Annotated in this window: 20 protein-coding genes, 1 riboswitch and 1 other annotated feature; all 20 genes read right to left on the bottom strand. The window is 48.7% G+C overall.

Annotated elements, in window-relative coordinates; genetic code table 11:
* Positions 1-7 precede the first annotated feature (7 nt).
* Complete coding sequence (locus V7728_RS08665) at positions 8-709, bottom strand: phosphoadenylyl-sulfate reductase (protein WP_003154369.1); 702 nt, start codon at positions 707-709, stop codon at positions 8-10.
* Between the two features lie 128 nt (positions 710-837).
* Positions 838-942: riboswitch (SAM riboswitch) on the bottom strand.
* A 101-nt stretch (positions 943-1,043) separates the two neighbouring features.
* On the bottom strand, positions 1,044-1,676 hold the full coding sequence (gene pyrE, locus V7728_RS08660) for an orotate phosphoribosyltransferase (protein ID WP_059367014.1): 633 nt from the start codon (positions 1,674-1,676) through the stop codon (positions 1,044-1,046).
* The gene (gene pyrF / locus V7728_RS08655; protein WP_024085288.1) at positions 1,673-2,392 is read right to left on the bottom strand and encodes an orotidine-5'-phosphate decarboxylase; all 720 of its coding nucleotides are present in this window, start codon (positions 2,390-2,392) and stop codon (positions 1,673-1,675) included. Before pyrF ends, pyrE begins: the two co-directional genes overlap by 4 nt.
* Complete coding sequence (locus V7728_RS08650; RefSeq protein WP_007409733.1) at positions 2,361-3,296, bottom strand: dihydroorotate dehydrogenase; 936 nt, start codon at positions 3,294-3,296, stop codon at positions 2,361-2,363. Before V7728_RS08650 ends, pyrF begins: the two co-directional genes overlap by 32 nt.
* On the bottom strand, positions 3,296-4,066 hold the full coding sequence (locus tag V7728_RS08645; RefSeq protein ID WP_099566734.1) for a dihydroorotate dehydrogenase electron transfer subunit: 771 nt from the start codon (positions 4,064-4,066) through the stop codon (positions 3,296-3,298). Before V7728_RS08645 ends, V7728_RS08650 begins: the two co-directional genes overlap by 1 nt.
* Positions 4,063-7,278, bottom strand: a complete 3,216-nt coding sequence (carB, locus tag V7728_RS08640; RefSeq protein WP_059367017.1) for a carbamoyl-phosphate synthase (glutamine-hydrolyzing) large subunit — start codon at positions 7,276-7,278, stop codon at positions 4,063-4,065. Before carB ends, V7728_RS08645 begins: the two co-directional genes overlap by 4 nt.
* Positions 7,263-8,357, bottom strand: a complete 1,095-nt coding sequence (locus V7728_RS08635; protein ID WP_007409730.1) for a carbamoyl phosphate synthase small subunit — start codon at positions 8,355-8,357, stop codon at positions 7,263-7,265. The genes carB and V7728_RS08635 overlap by 16 nt, the downstream gene beginning before the upstream one ends.
* On the bottom strand, positions 8,354-9,640 hold the full coding sequence (locus V7728_RS08630) for a dihydroorotase (RefSeq protein ID WP_033574589.1): 1,287 nt from the start codon (positions 9,638-9,640) through the stop codon (positions 8,354-8,356). Before V7728_RS08630 ends, V7728_RS08635 begins: the two co-directional genes overlap by 4 nt.
* Entirely contained in the window at positions 9,624-10,538 is a 915-nt protein-coding gene (locus V7728_RS08625) for an aspartate carbamoyltransferase catalytic subunit (RefSeq protein WP_007409728.1), read from the bottom strand. The genes V7728_RS08630 and V7728_RS08625 overlap by 17 nt, the downstream gene beginning before the upstream one ends.
* Positions 10,539-10,680: 142 nt before the next feature.
* Positions 10,681-11,991 carry a uracil permease PyrP gene (gene pyrP, locus V7728_RS08620; RefSeq protein WP_025284702.1) on the bottom strand — a complete coding sequence of 437 codons (1,311 nt, stop codon included), beginning with the start codon at positions 11,989-11,991 and terminating at the stop codon, positions 10,681-10,683.
* Positions 11,992-12,144: 153 nt separating this feature from the next.
* Positions 12,145-12,690, bottom strand: coding sequence for a bifunctional pyrimidine operon transcriptional regulator/uracil phosphoribosyltransferase (gene pyrR, locus V7728_RS08615; RefSeq protein WP_003154392.1), 546 nt, complete (start codon positions 12,688-12,690; stop codon positions 12,145-12,147).
* Between the two features lie 188 nt (positions 12,691-12,878).
* A complete protein-coding gene (locus tag V7728_RS08610; RefSeq protein WP_007409726.1) occupies positions 12,879-13,793 on the bottom strand; it encodes an RluA family pseudouridine synthase in 915 nt (304 codons plus the stop codon).
* 1 nt (position 13,794) lies between these two features.
* On the bottom strand, positions 13,795-14,256 hold the full coding sequence (gene lspA / locus V7728_RS08605) for a signal peptidase II (protein ID WP_003154398.1): 462 nt from the start codon (positions 14,254-14,256) through the stop codon (positions 13,795-13,797).
* A 101-nt stretch (positions 14,257-14,357) separates the two neighbouring features.
* Positions 14,358-14,729 carry a TraR/DksA family transcriptional regulator gene (locus V7728_RS08600; RefSeq protein ID WP_007409725.1) on the bottom strand — a complete coding sequence of 124 codons (372 nt, stop codon included), beginning with the start codon at positions 14,727-14,729 and terminating at the stop codon, positions 14,358-14,360.
* Positions 14,730-14,879: 150 nt separating this feature from the next.
* On the bottom strand, positions 14,880-17,645 hold the full coding sequence (gene ileS, locus V7728_RS08595) for an isoleucine--tRNA ligase (RefSeq protein ID WP_012117512.1): 2,766 nt from the start codon (positions 17,643-17,645) through the stop codon (positions 14,880-14,882).
* Positions 17,646-17,696: 51 nt separating this feature from the next.
* Positions 17,697-17,925: a binding site (T-box leader), on the bottom strand.
* A gap of 61 nt (positions 17,926-17,986) precedes the next feature.
* A complete protein-coding gene (gene divIVA, locus V7728_RS08590; RefSeq protein WP_003154406.1) occupies positions 17,987-18,481 on the bottom strand; it encodes a septum site-determining protein DivIVA in 495 nt (164 codons plus the stop codon).
* Positions 18,482-18,575: 94 nt separating this feature from the next.
* Positions 18,576-19,346: a YlmH family RNA-binding protein gene (locus tag V7728_RS08585; RefSeq protein WP_007409722.1), complete on the bottom strand. Its 771-nt coding sequence runs from the start codon at positions 19,344-19,346 to the stop codon at positions 18,576-18,578.
* Between the two features lie 61 nt (positions 19,347-19,407).
* Complete coding sequence (locus V7728_RS08580) at positions 19,408-19,686, bottom strand: YggT family protein (RefSeq protein ID WP_003154408.1); 279 nt, start codon at positions 19,684-19,686, stop codon at positions 19,408-19,410.
* Positions 19,687-19,692: 6 nt separating this feature from the next.
* Complete coding sequence (gene sepF, locus V7728_RS08575; RefSeq protein ID WP_007409719.1) at positions 19,693-20,151, bottom strand: cell division protein SepF; 459 nt, start codon at positions 20,149-20,151, stop codon at positions 19,693-19,695.
* Positions 20,148-20,840, bottom strand: coding sequence for a YggS family pyridoxal phosphate-dependent enzyme (locus V7728_RS08570; protein WP_007409718.1), 693 nt, complete (start codon positions 20,838-20,840; stop codon positions 20,148-20,150). Before V7728_RS08570 ends, sepF begins: the two co-directional genes overlap by 4 nt.
* Positions 20,841-20,844 lie beyond the last annotated feature (4 nt).

The following is a 20,844-nucleotide window of genomic DNA, read 5'->3' as shown; positions in this document are numbered from 1 at the left end:
AGCTCCTTTATTCATGCAGTCCGCATTCTGTTTTCGCCATGCCGTTCCATCTGCCGCTCCGCAAATCTTCCGCGGTAAACGCAGGTGAAGTGCACGGTTCACAGCCGATGCTCGGATACCCCTGATCATGGAGGATATTGTAATCCAGCTCATGCTTGGAAGTATATCTCCAGATGTCTTTCCATGTCCAATGGATCAGCGGGCATACTTTAATCGATTGAAACTTGTCGTCTTTATTCAGGAAATTCGTATTCGCCCGGCTCGGCCCTTGATCCCGGCGAAGACCGGACAGCCATGCCGGATGTCCCGCGAGCGCTTCTCTTAACGGCAGAATTTTTCTGATGTAGCAGCACTGGTTCGGTTCTCTTTCCCACAGTTTATCTCCGTGAGCCTCGGCCTGTTCTTCAAGAGTAAGGCTTGGCTTTTTCAGGATAATGTTCAGTCCCGGGTAACGCTCTTTCACTTTTTCGATCGTTTCATATGTTTCTTTAAAGTGAAGACCCGTATCAAGAAACACGATTTCCGCGTCTTTCTTTACTTTAGAAATTAAATCGATCAGGACGATCCCTTCAATCCCGAAGCTGCACGCGTAAACAAGCTGGTCTCCGTAGTGGCCGTATGCCCATTTTAAAACGGACAGCGCGCCTTTATAGGAATCGTCTTCCGGAAATGTAATCGCCGGCTCTTCCCATGTGTCATACGTTAGCATTTTTCCTTTCCTCCTCCCGGAGACAATCAAACAGCTGTTGTTTTCTGCCGGTTGTCTTATCCCTCAATCTTTTTTTTCATATAAAAAACTTTCAATCCAGCGGAATGAAAGACAGTGACCCGGTATAGCCCTTATCTTCAAAATGCTGTGCATTTTTCTGGATGCGGCACCTTGCATGACACGCAGGTTGCCGGGCGTCATCGGTCCAGTCCCTCAGCCGCTCTTGATAAGCTTTTTAGATTTGTACTAAATTTTAGCACAATTCTAACAGAAGTCAACCCGAGTTTTTTGATAGGAATAATAAAACAGGCCCTGAGGCCTGTTTTTATTGTCATTATTTTTTAAACCAATCTTTTGACTCGGGATTCTGTTTCCATGATTTCAGTTTCTCAATGTCATCTGAATGAATCGTACCGTTTTCAAGCGCGACTTCAATCAGCGTGTCATAATCCGTTAACGAGTAATAAGGAAGACCCGCTTTTTTAAAGGCTTCTTTTGCTTTCGGCAGTCCGTATGTAAAAATGGAAATGACGCCGAGGACTTCCGCGCCCTCTCTTTGAAGGGCCGCCGCAGCTTCAAGCACGCTGCCCCCGGTAGAAATCAAGTCTTCAATCACGACTGTTTTTTGTCCTTTCTTAATGGCGCCTTCTATTTGATTTCCTTTGCCGTGCGCTTTCGGTTTGCTTCTGACGTAGCACATCGGTGCGCCTGCACGGTCTGCGAGAAGCGCAGCATGCGGAATGCCCGCCGTTGCAGTGCCCGAGATCATCTCCGCCTCGGGAAAATGCTCTTTCAGCAGTTTGCCGAGCCCGTCCGCCACATCATTTCTCACTTTTGGATACGACAATGTCAGACGGTTGTCACAATAGATCGGTGATAAAATACCGCTCGCCCACGTAAACGGCTCATTCGGGCGTAAAAAGACAGCTTCAATGTGTAATAGATGTTTTGCGATAGCCTGTTTCATCGGCGAACGCCCTCCCATTCCAGTTTAATTGCTTCATATGCTTTAACGGGGTTTTCCGCTTTTGTAATTGAGCGGCCCACAACGATGGCTGACGAACCGTTTTCTTTCGCAAATGACGGAGTCGCCGTCCGGACTTGATCGTCAGCTGCGTCACTGGCCGTGCGGATGCCCGGTGTGACTGTCAGAAATGAAGGCCGGACCGCTTCATAAATGGCTTTTGTTTCATGTACCGAACATACCACTCCGTCCAGCCCGCACTCTTCCGCCATTTTGCCGTAATGCACGACCGTTTCTAACAGCGGCTTATGCAGCAGAAGCTCTTCCTTCGCCACCTGCTCTGAAGTGCTGGTCAGCTGAGTCACCGCGATTAAAGACGGGCGTTTTCTGCCTGCCGGCGTGCCTTCTTCAAGCCCCTCAAGGGCCGCACGCATCATGCGTGCGCCCCCTGCCGCATGCACATTGACGAGATCAACGCCGAGGCCGGCCAGCCGCTTCATCGCTTTATTGACCGTAGTCGGGATATCATGAAGCTTTAAATCTAAAAATATATCACAGTTCCGTTCTTTTAATTGGTGAATGATGGCGGGGCCTTCCTGATAAAAAAGTTCCATCCCCGTTTTGACAAAAAGCCTTTCCTTTTCAAACAAGTCTAAAAACGTTAAAGTCTCTTCCCCTGATGCAAAATCAAGCGCGATGATGGGCAGGTTGTTTTTCATGTTTCCAGCTCCTTCCGATGCATTCACTTACAGATTGAAAGCCGTGTTGGCTCAGTACACGGGGGAGCTGTTCTATGATTTCCGGGCAGACGAACGGATTGACGAAGTTTGCCGTGCCGACGGCAACCGCACTCGCTCCCGCAAGAAGAAATTCTAATGCATCCTCTGCGGTCTGAACGCCGCCCATCCCGATAATCGGGATTTGAACGGCCTGGCTGACTTCGTATACCATCCGGATGGCGACCGGTTTGATCGCCGGGCCTGACAGTCCGCCCGTTTTATTTGCTAAGATCGGCCGTCCCGTCTTGAGATCGAGCCTCATCCCGATGAGTGTATTAATCATCGTCAGACCGTCAGCACCGGCCGCTTCAATCGCTTTGGCAATTTCGGTTATGTTTGCGACATTAGGCGAAAGCTTCACATACACAGGCACTGCGGAAACTTCTTTCACCGCTTTTGTCAGTTCGGCCGCCATGACGGGATCAGTACCAAAAGCAATCCCCCCCGTTTTGACATTCGGACATGAAATGTTAAGCTCAAGCGCATGCACATTCGGCGCTTGGCTGATGTGCTCGGCCACTTCTTTATAGTCGTCCACCTGAGAACCGGCGACATTTGCGATAATCGGCGTGTCAAATTGTTCGAGCCAAGGCAGCTCATGATTGAGCACATGCTCAAGGCCGGGATTTTGCAGTCCGATGGCATTCAGCATTCCCGCGCTTGTCTCCGCCACTCTCGGCGTCGGATTTCCGAAGCGGGCTTCGTTCGTCGTGGCTTTAATCATAATGCCTCCGAGGCATGATAAATCGTAAAATCCGGCATATTCTTTCCCGAAACCGAAACATCCGGAAGCGGGGATGATCGGGTTTTTCAATTGGAGACCCGGCAGATTCACCTCTAACATTACAGCGCCACCTCCTCAGCTTTAAATACCGGCCCGTCAAGGCAGACCTTTACATAGGATGTATCGCTTTCACCCGTGCGGCACACGCAGGCGAAGCAGGCCCCGATGCCGCAGCCCATACGCTCTTCCATCGAAAGATAAACCTCTTTATGGCCGTACTGCTGCTTCAGAGCTTTCAGCATCGGTGTCGGTCCGCAGCTTAGCAGGACATCGAATTCGAGCTGCTTTTCACGGATGACATCGGTGACAAACCCTTTCTCTCCATATGTTCCGTCAGCCGTCGCCACATAGGTGTCTCCGTACGCACGACATTCCTGTTCGTAAAAAACATCCTTTGCTGATTGAAATCCAAGCACATGAATGACGTTTACGCCTTTTTCCGTCAGGCGCTTTGACAGTTCCTGCAAAGGCGGAACCCCGACTCCGCCTCCGACTAACAGCGCGGTTTTGCCGGGTTCAATCCGCCGGACGGGGAATCCGTTGCCGAGAGGGCCGAGAACGTCTATCCTGCCGCCCTCTTTTTTCTCGGACAAAAGACGCGTTCCCTCACCGTCAGCTCTGTAGATAACGGATACTTCATCCGCGGCGAAATTGACGTCCGCAATGCTGAGCGGTCTTCTTAATAGCGGCGTGACCGCGTCACTCACCTTCAGATGTAGAAATTGACCCGGCTCGGTAAGGTGCCGGACAAGCTCTCCTTTCAGCACCATCTTATAAATCCGGTCGGCAATTTCTAAGTTGGATTGAACAGTCAAATGCGCTTTCTTCATATCGTGGCTGCCGCCTTTTGATTGGTTTCGGATGCAGGCATATGATCCGCCCGGAATGTCATGCTTTCCAATACCCGCAAAATGGCTTCGGCCGTATCTAAAGATGTCAGGCAGGCGACTCCGTTCTCAACGGATTCGCGGCGGATTCTGAAGCCGTCTCTGGCCGGCTGTTTGCCTTTTGTCAGCGTATTGATGACAAATTGCGCTTCGCCGTTTCTGATGACATCGAGCAGATTTTTCCCTTCTTCGCCGATTTTTCCGACGACCTGAGCCGGAATCTGAGCGTCTTTCAAATAAGCCGCCGTTCCTTCCGTCGCCAAGATTTTATAGCCGATGGCGTGGAACCGCTTCGCGATCAGCAGTCCTTCTTCTTTATCTTTATCGGCAACAGTCAACAGCACTGAGCCGTAGTTCGGGATTTGAATGCCAGAAGCAATCAGCGCTTTATAGAGCGCTTTTTCCAGGGTTGAATCTTTGCCCATGACCTCTCCCGTCGACTTCATTTCAGGGCCTAACGTAATATCTACTCTTCTCAGCTTCGCGAATGAGAAGACAGGCGCTTTCACGAATACCCCCTGCTGTTCAGGCTGCAGCCCCTCTTGATAGCCGAAATCAGCAAGCTTTTGGCCGAGAATGACCTTTGTCGCCAGGTTCGCCATTGGGATTTTTGTGATTTTGCTTAAGAACGGCACGGTTCTGCTTGACCGCGGATTTACCTCAAGCACATACACTTCACCTTGCGACAGTACGAACTGGATGTTCAGCAACCCGATAATGTTAAGGCCTTTTGCCAAGGCTACAGTGTATTGTTCGATTTTTTTCTTAATGTCTTCGCTTAAAGACTGAGACGGATAGACGGCGATTGAATCCCCTGAATGGACGCCGGCCCGCTCGATATGCTCCATAATTCCCGGAATAACGACTGTTTCGCCGTCAGATACGGCATCGACTTCGATTTCTTTCCCTGTCAGATAACGGTCGATTAACACCGGATGCTGCGGGTTGATTTTGACCGCGTTTTTCATATAGTGAAGCAGCTCTTCTTCGTGATAGACGATTTCCATCGCCCGGCCGCCGAGCACATACGAAGGGCGGACAAGTACCGGATAGCCGATGGATGCGGCAATTTTGACCGCTTCGTTCACCGATACGGCGGTTTTTCCGAGCGGCTGCGGCACATTCAGCGCCTCAAGCGCCTGCTCGAACTTATCCCGGTCTTCCGCACGGTCTAAATCTTCAAGTGATGTGCCGAGGATTTTGACGCCGCGGGCGCTCAATTCTTCCGCAAGATTGATCGCCGTCTGGCCGCCGAATTGGACGACAACGCCTTCCGGCTGTTCCAAATCGATGATGTGCATGACATCTTCTACCGTCAGCGGTTCAAAATACAGTTTGTCTGAAATGCTGAAATCAGTGGACACCGTCTCAGGATTGTTGTTGATAATAATCGCTTCATAGCCTGCCTGCTTGATCGCCCAGACAGAATGAACGGTCGCATAGTCAAATTCGACGCCCTGTCCGATACGGATCGGCCCGGAACCGAGGACGACGACGCTTTTTCTTGATGTAACCTCAGACTCATTTTCTTCCTCATATGTGCTGTAGAAGTACGGGGTTTCTGATTCGAATTCCGCCGCGCATGTATCCACCATTTTATATACAGGCTTGATGTCTGCTTCTTTTCGCATTTGATACAGCTCTTGTTCCGGCATATTCCATTCCCGGCTGATATATTTGTCGGAGAAACCGAATTCCTTCGCTGTCTGCAGAACGGTAAGGCTGCCTTTTTCCGCTTTCAGCTCTGTTTCAAAAGCGACCAGCTTACAGAGCTTGTGCAAAAAGAATACGTCAATTGCAGAAAACTCATGAAGCTGCTCGACTGTATAGCCTCTTCTGAACGCTTCAGCAAGATAAAACAGCCGTTCATCTCCGGCCTTTCTGATCCGTTTTTCCAAAAGCCCGTCAGAAATCTCTTCCGCATCCTTCAGTTCCAGGTGATAGACATCGGCTTCCAGTGAGCGGACCGCCTTTAACAGCGATTCTTCAAGGGTGCGTCCGATAGCCATGACCTCTCCGGTGGCTTTCATTTGCGTCCCGAGCCTGCGGTTTGCCGACTCAAATTTGTCGAACGGCCAGCGCGGGATTTTAGAAACGACATAGTCAAGCGCGGGCTCAAAAGCCGCATATGTTTTTCCCGTTACGGGATTCATCATTTCATCAAGAGAAAGCCCGACTGCGATTTTCGCCGCAAGCTTTGCGATCGGGTAACCCGTCGCTTTTGAGGCGAGGGCAGATGAGCGGCTCACCCGCGGATTCACTTCGATAATGTAATATTGGAAGCTGTCGGGATCGAGCGCGAGCTGAACATTACAGCCGCCTTCAATGCCGAGCGCGCGGATCAGCTTTAATGAAACATTGCGCAAAAGCTGATATTCCCGGTCGCTCAAAGTCTGGCTCGGGGCAACGACGATGCTGTCGCCCGTATGGATGCCGACCGGATCGATATTTTCCATGTTGCAGACGACGATCGCGTGATCTCTGCTGTCTCTCATGACTTCATATTCGATCTCTTTGTAACCGGCAATGCTTTTTTCAAGAAGGCACTGATGGACGGGGCTGAGTTTTAATCCGTTTTCGACGATCTCTTTCAGTTCTGCTTCATTCGAGCAGATGCCGCCGCCCGTTCCGCCTAATGTGTAAGCGGGGCGCACGATAACCGGAAACCCGATCCGGCCGACAAATTCCTCGGCTTCCTGTAAAGTGCGGATGATCTCACTTTCCGGCACCGGTTCATTCAGCTCATTCATCAGCGTACGGAATAAGTCGCGGTCTTCCGCCTGCTGGATGGCGGACAGCTTTGTGCCGAGCACTTCCACTCCGCATTCCTCAAGAACCCCGAGTTCAGACAGCTCGACGGCAAGATTCAGTCCGGTCTGTCCTCCCAGAGTCGGCAGGATGGCGTCCGGCCGTTCTTTTCTGATAATACGCGTGAGAAACTCCGGCGTCAGCGGTTCTATGTATACCCGATCAGCCATTTCCGTATCCGTCATAATCGTTGCCGGATTCGAGTTGACGAGAATAACTTCATAGCCTTCTTCCTTTAAAGCGAGACACGCCTGTGTGCCCGCATAATCAAATTCCGCCGCCTGTCCGATAATAATCGGGCCTGATCCGATCACTAAAATCTTTTTAATATCTACGCGTTTTGGCATACCGCTTCCCCTTCTTTCTCAGTTGTTTCGATCAAGTCAATGAATCTGTCAAATAAATGATTGGCGTCTTCCGGCCCCGGTGAAGCTTCAGGGTGGTACTGAACCGTAAATGCCGGCAATGTTTTATGCTTGAGTCCTTCGATCGTTTGATCATTGATCGCAATGTGCGTCACTTCAAGCTCTGTCTCATCTATTGAAGAAACTGTATATCCGTGGTTTTGGGCGGTTAAAGCGACTTTCCCTGTCGCAAGCTCTTTAACCGGATGATTGGAACCCCTGTGTCCGAATTTCATTTTTTCCGTTTCCGCTCCGGATGCCAGCGCAAATAATTGGTGGCCGAGGCAGATTCCGAATAACGGCACCTTCCCGAGTATGCCTTTTATCATTTCAATGGCTTCCGGCACATCTTTCGGATCTCCGGGTCCGTTAGAAAGCATGATGCCGTCCGGCTTGAGCTGAAGCACTTCTTCCGCCGTTACATTGTACGGCACAACGATGACATCGCATTTTCTTTTGTTTAACTCTCTTAAAATGCCGTGCTTCATACCGAAATCGACGAGTACGATGCGTTTGCCGCGGCCCGGACTCGGATAAGCCGTTTTCGCAGATACTTGAGCGACTTGATTTCTCGGCAGTTCCGTTTCTTTCAGCCTTGCCAGAACCTCTCCGACATTCTCCTCACTTGAAGCAAACGTTCCTTTTAATGCGCCGGCCGTGCGGATCATTCTTGTGAGCTTTCTCGTGTCAATCCCTTGTAAGCCGGGAATATTTTTCATTTTCAAATACTCGTCAAGCGTGTAAGCCGAACGCCAGTTGGAAGGCAGCTCGCACAGTTCTTTTACGATCAGCCCTTTTACAAAAGGAGTGATGGATTCAAAGTCATCTCTGTTAATTCCGTAGTTGCCGATCAGAGGATACGTCAGCGTCACGATCTGCCCGCAGTAAGAAGGGTCTGATAAAATTTCCTGATAACCGGTCATTCCCGTGTTGAATACGACTTCACCCGCGGTATGCTCCAGGCTCCCGAATGCTTCACCCTCAAATACCGCTCCATTTTCCAGCACTAGTCTTCTTTTCATTTGACGAGTCTCCCTTCTTCGTATGCAAGCTTACCGGCAGCCATCGTTGCAACAGGCCAGCCGAAGCACTTCATCTTGTTGAATGGCGTATTTTTTCCTTTAGATAAAAATGTATCTTTGTCAATGGCTGCTTCTTTTTCCAGATCAATCAGGGTGATGTCAGCCGGCGCCCCCGGTGCAAGCGTTCCGTACGGAAGATCAAATGCCTCGCAAGGTTTTGACGTCATGAAATCAACCAGCTGCTTCAGCGTCCACGCCCCGTTTTTCACAAAATGTGTGTACAGAAGCGGAAAGGCTGTTTCTAAACCGACGATACCGAAAGGCGCAAGCTTCATATCCGTGTTTTTCTCTTCTTCTGTATGCGGCGCATGGTCAGTGGCGATGAAATCAATCGTACCGTCTAAAAGCCCTTCAATCAGCGCCTCTCTGTCCTCTTTGCTGCGAAGCGGCGGATTCATCTTAAAATTGGTATCAAGTCCCGGGATATCTTCGTCACAAAGCAGCAGGTGGTGCGGCGATACTTCCGCCGTCACGCGGATTCCCGCTTTTTTTGCGTCTCTTACGGCTCTGACGGACTCTTTCGTGCTGATATGACACACGTGGTAATGGCAGCCCGCCGCTTCCGCCAGCAGCACGTCACGGGCGATATGTACCGCTTCACAAATGGAAGGTATGCCGTTCAGGCCGTTCGCTTTTGAAAAAGAACCTTCATGCACGCTCCCTCCGTAAATAAGCGAGTTATCCTCACAATGAGCGACAATCGCTTTATTCATTGAAGCCGCCCGTTTCATGGCTTCATACATCATTCCGGCCGTCTGAACGCCGACGCCGTCATCGGTGAAGGCGAATGCGCCGGCTTCATGAAGCGCCTCAAAATCTGTCATTTCTTCGCCGGTTTGTCTGATCGTAATGGATGCGTAAGGAAGAACCCTGACAGATGAGGTTTCTTTGATCCGGTTTTGCAGCCATTCCATCTGCTCTTTCGTATCCGGCACCGGTCTTGTATTCGGCATGGCTGCGACTGTGGTAAAGCCGCCCCGCGCCGCGGCTTTAGAGCCCGTCTCAATGGTTTCTTTTTTCTCGCCGCCCGGTTCTCTGAAGTGAACATGAAGGTCTACGAGTCCCGGTGAAACGAACAGTCCGTCAGCGTCGATCACCGTTTCTCCGTCTTTCGCTGTCAGAAGCCCGGTTTCCGAAATGAATTCACCCGTTACCCGGATATCCTGTGCCACTTTTTCTCCCTGTTCATTTAACATCCAGCCGTTTTTAATGAGATAAGACATAAGCCGCTTCTCCCCTTTTCACATTGGTTTGCAGTGCTCTTTTTAAGACTGCCATTCTGATATACACACCATTTTCCATTTGTTTAAAGATTCTTGATTTTCCGCATTCCACTAATGTTGTGTCAATTTCGACTCCTCTGTTCACCGGTGCGGGATGCATGATGATGGCATGCCGCTTCATGCTCTCCGCCCGCTTTGCGGTCAGCCCGTATGCTTCCAGGTAGCCTTTTTGGTCGGCTTCTGTCTGATGCCTTTCATTTTGGATGCGGAGCAGCATGACGACATCTGAAGCTTGTATGGCTTCATCCGTCTGTACACAGGTGCCGAAGGCGTTTTTCTCATCCTGCCATTGCGGCGGCCCTGAAAACAGCACGCGTGCGCCGAGCCTTGTCAGCACCTCGGCATTTGACCTTGCCACCCTGCTGTGTTTGATATCGCCATGAATGGAAACCGTCAGGCCCTGAAAGGTCTCAAATTCCTCTTGAATCGTCATTAAATCGAGTAATGACTGAGTCGGGTGCTGGCCGCAGCCGTCGCCGGCGTTTAAGATCGGAATATTGACTCTGCCGGTCAGATCTTTGTAATATTCATCCGTGCTGTGCCTGATGACGCAGGCGTCCGCTCCGATTGATTCCAGAGTTTTGACCGTGTCGTATAAGGACTCGCCTTTTTGAACGCTTGTGCTCGTATCGTCTAAGCTGAGCACGTTCATCCCGAGTTTCTTTTCCGCCACTTCAAAGCTGAACCGCGTTCTCGTGCTCGGTTCAAAAAACAGATTCGCAACAAATTTTCCCGCGAGATCGGGGCGGACTGTTCCCTCTTTTATCGCTTTTGCCTCACGCAGCAGTTCTGTAATTTCAGCTGCGCTCAGTTCAGACATCGCCGTTAAATGATTCATGTTTTTCTCCTCCGTTTCCGCTTGAAGGCCGTAAAAAAACACCCCGGTCTATAGACTCGGGGTGCGGTTAAAGAGAGAAGCAGCGTACAGCTTCTTCCCGTTATAACCCTTCCAAGCCTCTCTGGACTTTCTTTAAAAGGTTTTACATATGATTTTGTTTTTCTGATGCCATCGCGTCTTCTTCATTTGCATGCGGCAGGATAAGGTTCAGGATGACTCCGACGATTGCCGCAAGCGCCATGCCGGATATTTGGAACCCGCCTTTTGATACTTGAATGAACGCACCGCCGACGCCGATCACGAGGATGACGGATGTGATAATCAAATTTCTCTTGTTCTCATAATCAATGTTGTTGTCAATCAGCATTCTTAAGCCGCTGGAGGCGATAATTCCGAAGAGCAGGAAGGAAACGCCGCCCATAACCGCGGACGGAACAGAGCTGATCAGCGCTGATACTTTTCCGATAAATCCGAAGCACAGCGCAATCACACCCGCGCCGCCGATGACAAAGACGCTGAAAACTCTCGTAATTGCCAGTACTCCGATGTTCTCGCCGTATGTCGTCGTCGGCGGGCCGCCGATTAACGAAGCGATGATCGTCGCAACACTGTCCCCCATTATGGAGCGGTGCAGTCCCGGCTTTTTAATGAAATCCTGTCCGACGACTTTACTCAGCACCATTTGGTGGCCGATATGTTCTGACATCGTCACGAAAGCGACCGGCACCATCGCAGCCGCAATGCCCAATGTCACTGACGGCGTATAGTCTTTGAAAGGGATGATAAATTCAGGAACGGCGAACCACTTTGCATCAATGACCGGCTGAAAATTGACGATGCCCTGTGTCAGCGCAAACAGATATCCGCCTATAATGCCGATCAATACCGGAATCAGGCTTAAAAATCCCCGTAAAAAGATGGCGCAGATAATGGTGATGGCCAAAGTGACGCCGGCTACACTGAAATGTTTCAAGCTGTAGACGAGTTCCTTCGCATTCGGATCAGCATACATTGCCATATTGACGGCTGTGCTTGCCAGTCCGAGGCCGATGACGATGATGACCGGCCCGACGACCACCGGGGGCAGCAGCTTCATCAGCCACCCCGTTCCAAGCTGCCTGATGAGCAGCGCGATCAGGCCGTACACAATTCCCGCCAGGAAAGCGCCGACCATGGCAGCCCCCGGCCCTCCCGTCGCCTTCACCAAGATAATCGGTGATATAAAGGCGAATGATGAGCCGAGATAAGCGGGAATCTGGCCTTTTGTCACCAAGAGATAGGCGAGTGTCCCGATTCCGCTCGTGACAAGCGCCACTGCCGGGCTCATTCCGACCAGTTTCGGCACGAGTATGGTTGAACCGAACATGGCGAATAAATGCTGCAGGCTGAATGACAGCCAGGACAATGGATTGGGGACGTCCCTGACTCCCAGGTTTACTTTTTTCTTACTCATGGCGTTTTCCTCCCGGTTGACTTTCAAATGGTATAAAAAAACCTCTTTGCTTTTTGCGCAAAGAGGCATACAAAACCCGGCCGCGTCGATCCGCCCGGCTTTGTGTTTTAAAATCCTCTTTGCAAACTCTCTGGAATGCATTTAAAAAGGTGATTATTCATTTTCGTAAATGGCGACCATATCAGTCTGATCAACTTCGCTCAGCTGAACCATCACTTTTTCAGCTTTTGAGGTCGGAATGTTTTTTCCGATATAGTCCGCTCTGATCGGCAGCTCCCGGTGCCCTCTGTCGACAAGCACGGCAAGCTGTATCGATGACGGCCGTCCGACATCAACGAGGGCATCCATCGCAGCTCTCACCGTCCGGCCGGTATAAAGCACATCATCAACCACAATGACCTTTTGGTCTGTAATATCGGCCGGAATGTCCGCGCCTTTTACAAGCGGCTCTTCATTGCTCGTTTTTTTCGTCAGGTCGTCACGGTAAAGGGTGATATCGATTTCCCCGACGGTGACCGGATTCCCTTCAATCTGTTCGATCCGCTCGGCCAGCCGCTTCGCTAAATAAATGCCTCTTGTTTTAATCCCTACAAGAATGCAGTCATTCATTCCTTTATTCCGTTCGATCATTTCATGGGCTATCCTTGTCAGCGCCCGCCTGATCGCCTGTTCGTCGAGAATAACAGCTTTTTGATTCACTCGTGACACCTCTCCATTCGTATATAAGAAGAAAAAACCCCTCCTGCCAGAGCATAGAGGGGTTCCTTTCCAGGACGAAGACACACGTGTATCTCTTCTGTCCTATCCGTTATCCTTCTCAGCCTCTCTGGACTGTGTTAAAGAATCTATTCAGCTTGTTTTTATTATTTCAGAAAAGAAAGTCGCTGTCAATGGCTATTTCTTAAATCTTCAATGAGTTTTTTCATATCTTCAGGAAGGGGCGCTTCAAACTCCATGTATTCGCCCGTCCGCGGATGATCAAAACCTAATATTCCGGCATGAAGCGCCTGACCATTGAAATCAATGGTTTTTCTCGGTCCGTACTTCGGGTCGCCTGCCAAAGGAAACCCGATATATTTCATATGAACACGGATCTGATGCGTTCTTCCGGTCTCAAGACGGCACTCTACGAGCGTGAAATCTTGAAAACGCTCAAGCACGTGGAAATGCGTGACGGCGTTTTTGCTGCTTTCTCTTGTTACGGTCATGCTTTGACGGTCTTTTTTATCTCTCCCGATCGGAGCGTCAATCGTTCCGTCATCATGTGAAATCACCCCGTGGACAACCGCTGTGTACTTTCTGGTCACGGTTTTATTGACGAGCTGATTAACGAGTGATTCATGCGCCATATCGTTTTTAGCGACCATTAACAGACCGGAAGTATCTTTATCAATCCGGTGGACGATTCCCGGGCGCATGACGCCGTTAATGCCGGAAAGGTCGTTGCAGTGAGCCATCAGTCCGTTTACAAGCGTCCCAGTCACATGGCCGGGCGCCGGGTGTACAACCATGCCCCGCGGTTTGTTCACAACCAAGACGTCCTGATCCTCATAGTAAATGTCCAAATCCATCGGCTCTGCAAGCACGTCCAATTCTTCCGGTTCAGGAATGGTGACGTTTACCTGATCGCCGGGCTGCATTTTATAATTCGCTTTTACGGATTTGCCGTTAACGGATACCAATCCCTCTTTTACCCATTGCTGCACTTGAGTGCGTGACCAGTTTTCTCCCGTTGAAGCCAAAAATTTATCAATCCGTTCGCTCTTTTGTTCAGGCTGAACGGTTATCTCAAATTGATTCATGTTATTGCTCCTTCTTTTTCCCGCTGTCAAACAGCATATGAATAAATAAAAGTATTACACCGACGCACAGTGAGGAGTCCGCGATATTAAAAATCGGATAGTGATAATCCACGATGATGACATGAATAAAATCCACCACTTCCTGGCGCGCCGCCCGGTCAATAAAGTTTCCGGCCGCACCGCCCAGCATTAAGCCGAGAGAAATTCCGAGTAACATCTGCCCTTTTGCATAACGCTGTATGTAATAAACGATTCCGATAATCACGGCGATGGTAATGACGTAGAAAAACCACATTTGGCCGGCTAAAATCCCCCACGCCGCTCCCGTGTTGCGATGAGATGTGATATAAAGCACCTGATCGATGACAGGTATGCTTTGTCCCAATTCCATATGGCTGACGACAAGCCATTTGGTCAATTGGTCGGCAATAATAATAAAAAGAGCGATTAGATAATAAAGCACACACGTTCCTCCAGTATACAGTTACTTTTATCCTTTATGAATTTTATCAGTAAAAGATGCCAGAGTAAAGGCAGATCATAAGCGCATGCAAACAGACGCTGTCACTCATACAGCGCCTGATCATATGCATAATCTCCGGGTTCCCAATATGGAAGGGTTTTCTTTTCAAATTGAGCGGGATAATAAAAATCATCAGCGGTTCTGGCCGTCGGCAGCACCGCAAGTTTTTCAATCGGAATGGGGTCGCCTGTTTTTTCACAATAACCGTACGTATTGTTTTCAAACTTAGACAGGGCAAGAAGAACGTCCTGAAGTTCTTCTTTTATATGATAGATCAGAGTTGCTTCTTGGTCGTTCATTGAAGGTTCAACAGATGCTGACATTTGAAAGCAAGAATATTCGAATAATCTTGATTGAAGTTCTTCTTTCATCATGAGAAGCTCCGTGTGGATTGCGGTCAGTTGATCATTCATTCATCACAACTCCTGCTCTTGATGTTATAGCTTTATTGTTGCCCCCAGAGCGCCATTTGAAGCCCATAAGATTTTTCCTGTCGTTCTAATCGATGACATTAGTGGCATGTAAAAAAAGCGCCCGGCTGTCACCGGGCGCTTTCTCATTTATTATTTTTGATAATATTTTTCAACGATTTCCGCATTGCGCAGTGATAACGTCGGATATTTCGGATTGGCTCCGACATCTTTAGAAATTACGCGGGAACGTTCACACATCTGGCCTTCCGCTTTTTCTACGGTCATTTTTCCTGTTGTGAAGCTTTGCGCGTTTTCCGGCGCTTCACTTTCGTCTTTTACTGTCAGTTCTGAGACGATAAACAGCTGCGCGATGTTTTCTTTAATGGATGACAAGAGGTCGCGGTTTTCTTTGTTCGGATACAAAGTCAGGCTCGCTTCCAATGATCTTCCGATAATTTTTTCGTTACGGGCTGTTTCCAAAGCTTTCAGCACGTCGTTTCGAAGCTCCATGAAGCGGTCGAACTTTTCTTCTGTCGCTTGACTGTCCGGAACAGCAATGGTTTCCGGCATATCTGTCAGCTGCACGCTCGCTTCTTCAACAAATGATAAGTGAGACCACATTTCATCCGCCGTGTGCGGGAGAATCGGCGCCGTCAGCTTCACTAACGCCAGCAGCGTTTCATAGAAGACCGTCTGCATGCTGCGGCGGTCCGGATGATCCGCATGCTCGATGTACACAACATCTTTTGCAAAATCAAGATAGAAGGAGCTGAGCTCGATCGTACAGAAATTGTGAATGCTGTGATAAACAACCGCAAATTCATATTCATCGTACGCTTTTTTCACCTTATCGATCAGCTTATTCAGCTTGATCAGCATATATTGATCCACTTCGCGGAGATCTTTTACATCCACGGCATTGACGCTTGGATTGAAATCGAACAGGTTGCCGTGAAGGAAGCGGAACGTGTTGCGGACTTTCCGGTATACTTCCGCGACCTGCTTCAGAATGGCGTCAGACACGCGAACGTCCGCCTGATAATCCACTGACGATACCCATAATCTTAAGATGTCGGCACCAAGCTGTTTCATGACTTTAGCCGGAACAACAACGTTACCGATTGATTTACTCATCTTGCGTCCTTCTCCATCCAGTGCGAACCCATGGCTGAGCACACCTTTATACGGCGCTTTTCCTGTTACGGCTACTGCTGTAGAAAGAGAAGAGTTAAACCAGCCGCGATATTGGTCAGATCCCTCTAGGTATAAATCAGCCGGGCGAACGAGGTCATCACGTTCTTCAAGCACTGCTTGATGTGAAGAGCCTGAATCAAACCAAACATCCATGATATCCTGTTCTTTTGTAAATGTGCCGTTCGGGCTGCCAGGATGCGTAAAGCCTTCCGGAAGAAGATCCTTTGCTTCTTTTTCAAACCAAATGTTTGATCCGTGCTGTCTGAACAATTCAGAAACATGTTCAATGGTTTCATCTGTAATAATCGGTTCTCCGTTTTCAGCGTAAAATACCGGAATCGGCACACCCCACGCACGCTGTCTGGAAATACACCAGTCTCCGCGGTCCCGAACCATGTTGTGCAAACGCTGCTCACCCCATTCAGGAACCCATTTGGTTTCTTTAATGGCATCCAGCAGGTCTGATCTGAAATCTTTAATAGACGCAAACCATTGCGCTGTCGCTCTGAAAATGGTTGGTTTTTTTGTTCTCCAATCATGCGGATAAGAGTGAGTAATGAATTCAAGCTTCACAAGTGCGCCTTTTTCATCGAGCTGCTGTGTGATCGCTTTGTTTGCATCATCATAGAACATGCCTTCAAACCCAGGAGCTTCGCTTGTCATTACACCTTTTTCATCGACCGGGCAAAGCACATCTAAACCGTATTTTTGGCCAATGATAAAGTCATCTTCCCCATGTCCTGGCGCTGTATGAACACAGCCTGTTCCGGCATCAGTTGTTACGTGTTCACCAAGCATAACGAGAGAGTCTCTGCCATATAGCGGGTGTTCAGCGATAATGTTCTCAAGGTCTTTTCCTTTGACCGTTCTTGTCACTTCATACTGATCAAATCCGCATGCTGATGCAACACTTTCGACTAAGGCACTTGCTACGACAAAGCGGTCTTCACCTACTGCAATCACGCTGTACTCAAGATCAGGGTGCACTGAGATTCCGAGGTTCGCCGGAATTGTCCAAGGCGTTGTTGTCCAAATGATGATGCGCTCGCCGTTTTCAAGAACGCCTTTTCCGTCTTTTACACCAAAAGCGACGTAAATAGATGCTGAACGTTTGTCTTGATATTCGATCTCGGCTTCAGCCAGAGCAGACTCACTTGAAGGTGACCAGTTAACCGGTTTAAGGCCTTTGTAAATGTAGCCTCGTTTTGCCATTTCACCAAATACGCGGATTTGCTGCGCTTCGTATTCCGGTTTTAATGTCACGTATGGGTTTTCCCAGTCACCGCGGACACCAAGACGTTTGAATTGCTCACGCTGTCCCTCGATTTGCTTCCAAGCGTACTCTTCACATAGTTTGCGGAATTCTGCTACTGACATTTCTTTCCGGTTTACTTTTTTGTTTTTCGTCAGCGCCGTTTCAATCGGCAGTCCGTGCGTATCCCAGCCCGGCACGTACGGTGCGTTGTAGCCGCTCATTGATTTATAGCGGACGATGAAGTCTTTCAGGATTTTGTTCAGGGCATGGCCCATGTGGATGTCTCCGTTTGCATAAGGAGGTCCGTCATGCAGCACGAATTTCGGGCGGTCTTTCGTCCGTTCTTGAACAAGACGGTAAATGTCCTGCTCCTCCCAGTCTTTTTGCATGTCCGGCTCACGATTCGGCAGATTTCCGCGCATCGGAAAATCTGTTTTCGGCATTAACAGCGTATCTTTGTAATCCATTTTCATTCCTCCACAACATTTTTCAGAAAATAAAAAAAGCCCTCTCATCCCATAAGGGACGAGAAAGCTTATCTCGCGGTACCACCCTTTTAGAAAAAACGGATCATCCGTCTTTTCCTCTCGAACATCGTAACGTGATGGAACGTCCTTTCCTACTCTCGGTTCAGAAAGGAAACTAAAGGGCTGATCTGCATGATTCCGGCCATCCCGGGCTTTCACCTTCCCCGGGTCGCTTTATAGCCTGTTTTGAGTCATGCCGGTCCCTTTCAATCGTCTTTTCATCTGAATTTATGAACGTATTATATTCGAACGGGCCGGAGAATGTCAAGAAAATCAGAAAATTATTCTTTTTCCTCAAATACCGCGTCGACTTCGTATTCCAGCAGATGATCCCAATCATCGTTCTTCAGCAGGTCGAGCTGCGCTTCAATCAGCATTTGGAAACGTGTTCTGAAGACTTTAGACTGTTTTTTCAGCTCTTCAATTTCCATTGCGATTTTTCTTGATTTGGAAAGCGACTCATTGATGATGCGATCAGCATTTTTTTCTGCTTCACGGACGATCAGCTTCGCTTCTTTCTGCGAGTTGCGCTTTACGTCTTCTGCGGCTTCCTGAGCTACGAGAATTGATTTATTCAGCGTTTCTTCGATATTGGCAAAGTGGCCGATTTTTTCGTCCAGCTCGTTCACTTTCGCCTCAAGCTCCGTTTTTTTACGGAGTGCGATTTCGTAATCTTTTCTGACCTGCATTAAAAATTCATTTACTTCATCTTCATCATATCCGCGAAAACCTTTTGTAAACGTTTTGTTATGGATATCATTCGGCGTTAATGGCATATTGCCACCTCCATTTTTACATTTCAGTACGGTTATCTAGTTCACATTATAAAACAAATACGGCACAGATGGAGAAAAAAACTGAAAAAACGACTCATTTTTGCCGTTCAAATGTAACTTTCCATTTGTCTTTTTTCGTTTTTCCGTCAACTTTTGCCAAACTGCATCGTCCGAAGCCGCGAATCGAAAGCATGTCCCCTTCAGCAACCTGATAAGACGGATCTTCAATGGCTTTCCAATTCACCTTAACGAGCCCGTTTTTCACAAGCGCCTGCGCTTTCTGCCTGGATTGCCTGCTCATTGAAGCGCAGACGGCGTCGAGACGCAATGAAGAAACCGTGTCATCCCTTATTTCGACATCTGAAGCGGGAATGTGAAGAGCGGAAAGCTCGATTTTCTCAAGCTTTACCGGCGCTTTGCCCGCCTTGGTCAGCTGAGTGCTGACAAAATCGGCGATTTCACCGGAGACGATCAGCTGCACGGCTTCCTCAGAGAAAATCAGATCGCCGTATTTCTGCCGCTTTAAGCCGATCCCCATTAATGATCCGAGAAGAGAGCGGTGGTCAATGCTGACGAATTTTTCAGCGTATTGAACGTCAAAAGCCCGAAGCTCAAAATCATCCTGTTCAGGTTCCATATATTCAGGGTATAAAATCGCGCGCTTGCGCTCAGCTCTGTCATATCCTCCGAAAAACGCAAGACCGCAGGCGTCGCCGATAACGGCTTTTACAATGACCTGTTCTCTGGGATCTAAGAAATCAGTCAGCTTCATCCGATACTGGTCCAGGACAATCTGTTTCCATTCAAGCGCCTGATCAATAAAAGGCCGCTCGTCTTGTCTGAAGTGCTGGTAAATATCGCTCATGTTCTTTCCTTTCTATGTAAAGAGGCTTGGCTGGTGCCAAGCCCGTATCAAACTGTCGCATTCAAGTATACATTGCGATCATGCGGTATAGGCCCCAAAGTCCCGTCGTGGCAAACCGAAGCACGATAATCGCTACAATCGGGGATATATCCAGCATGGCAATGGGCGGAATGATCCTTCTGAACGGCTCTAAATACGGTTCGCAAATCGCTGCGAGAAACCGTCCGACCGCCGTTTCTCTCGTACTCGGCACCCATGACATAAAGATATAGATGATCAGGGCAAACGAGTAGATGTAAATTAAATAACTCAGAACGGAAAAAATTTGATAAAGAATCATCCTGCTTTACCACCTCTGATGTTCGTCTTCATTTATAAGCTCCGAAATCGTGCCGGAAACGTCGACATTATCAGGCGTGCACAGAAAAATATCTGAACCGATTCTCTGAATGTCGCCGCCGATGGCGTAGACGGTACCGCTTAAAAAGTCGACGATTCTTTTCGCCTGATCATGCTGGATGCGCTGCAGATTGACGACAACCGCCCGCCTGTTCTTTAAATGATCGGCGATTTCCTGCGCTTCCGCATATACACGCGGTTCACTCAACACCACTTTAGAGGATTTCTGAACACTTTGCAAGCTTACTACGTTCTGCTTGCCCTGCGGCTTCTGAGCGTAAGCAGGCTGTTTATCTTTCTGCTGTTCATGCTCTTCCGGATGATCCTGCTCCGTTTCAATGTATTCGTACTCGTACTCCTCCTCATCCATTGAGAAAAAGTTTTTCAGTTTATTTTTCATGCTCATTTGTTTACACCCCCCGGTTCATTTCCGACTAATGAAGAGCCGATTCTGATAAAAGTTGCGCCCTCTTCAACAGCGATTTCATAATCATTTGACATGCCCATTGACAGTTCCCGGCACGGTGCGTTTGTCTGATGCAGTTTTTGCACCTGATCCCTCAGATCACGCAATTGCCGGAAGCAGGCTCTGATCGTTTCTGTATCGTCTGTCAGGGGAGCCATCGTCATCAGGCCCTCTACAGAAATGTTTCTAAACTCAGAAAGCTCTCTGATAAAGGGGATGACCTCCTCTGTTTTCAAACCGTGCTTAGACGGCTCAAGCGAAGTATTCACCTGCACAAAACAGCGAACCGCATGCTGCGCCCGTTTTTCAATCTCTTTTGCCAATGACAGTCTGTCTAAGGAATGAATATAAGATACACGGTCAACGACGGCCTTCACCTTTCTGGACTGAAGACTGCCGATAAAGTGCCACTCCGGGCTGCCTTTGATGACTTCCTGCTTATGGATAAGCTCGGCATCCCGGTTTTCTCCCAGACTTGTAATACCGGCATCAACGGCCTCTTGAGCCCTTTCGGCTGATACGTATTTTGTAACCGCGATGACGGTAACATCTTCGGGGCTTCGGCCCGATCTGTTACATGCTTCGTTTATTCTTTCGTTTATATGTCGTAATTGATCAGCAACACGCAAGATC

It is taken from the genome of Bacillus sp. JHAA (assembly GCF_036961585.1).
GTDB classification, from domain to species: Bacteria; Bacillota; Bacilli; order Bacillales; family Bacillaceae; genus Bacillus; species Bacillus velezensis.
Note: the sequence above shows the minus strand (reverse complement) of the source record. Positions and strands in the feature narration are given on the sequence as shown.